The sequence below is a fragment of the Ruegeria sp. AH12 genome, from assembly GCF_056541465.1.
In genome coordinates this window covers 1-865 of sequence record NZ_JBQFYL010000112.1, presented here as the reverse complement: position 1 = coordinate 865, position 865 = coordinate 1, and the positions used below count along the sequence as shown (strand labels likewise).

1 protein-coding gene is annotated in these 865 nt (G+C 55.0%); it reads left to right on the top strand.

Features of this window, described 5'->3' with window-relative positions; all coding sequences use genetic code 11:
- A partial coding sequence (locus ACR0EL_RS21985) for a substrate-binding domain-containing protein (protein WP_480502289.1) occupies positions 1 to 852 on the top strand: 852 nt, incomplete at its 5' end.
- Positions 853 to 865 lie beyond the last annotated feature (13 nt).

Genomic DNA, 865 nt, shown 5'->3' with positions numbered 1-865 from the left:
CTTGCAGCAAGGCAGACAAATACGATTGCTGCCGTGATACCGACTATGGAGAACGCTGTTTTTGCACGCGGACTACAGGCGTTTCAGGAAGAACTGGTGCGGCATGGTAAAACGCTTCTGGTTGCTTCGTCCGCCTATGATTCAGAGCTGGAAGAACAACAGGTGCGTGCGTTGGTAGCGCGGGGTGCAGATGGGTTGCTGCTGATTGGGTACGATCGCGAACCGGAGATCTATGCGTTTCTGGAAAAGCAGCGTGTACCAACTCTGATCGCCTGGTCATTTGATCCTGACCAATCCCCGCCTGCCATCGGCTTTGACAATCGGGCTGCGATGTTTGCCCTTGCCCGGCAGGTCATTGGATATGGGCATCAGCATATCGCGTGTATCTCTGCTCCAACCGCTTCGAATGATCGGGCAAGGGAACGCGTTCAAGGCATTCGGGATGCCAAACAAGAGGCCGGTCAGGACCCGAATACAATGTTTCTTGTCGAGACCGCTTACGGCGTTGAAACTGGTGAAGTTGCTTTGCGCGAGGTCATGACAGCCGCACCAGAAACGACTGCCGTGATGTGCGTCAATGATGTTTTGGCGGTCGGAGCCTTACGTGCGGCTCGGGAAATGGGGCTTGAGGTGCCCAGGGACCTCTCAATTACCGGTTTTGACGATATCGAAATTGCAATGCTCGCCGAACCCGCTCTTACGACGGTCCATGTCCCGCATCGCGAGATGGGTCGTCGCGCCGCTGGGATGCTGATCCAGATACTCCGTGATGCGCACAGCGGTCAAAGTGTTGAGTTGCCGACAGAAATAAGACTACGTCAATCACTCGGTCCTGCCCGCACTATTGAGTGATCCCAACCTTGAG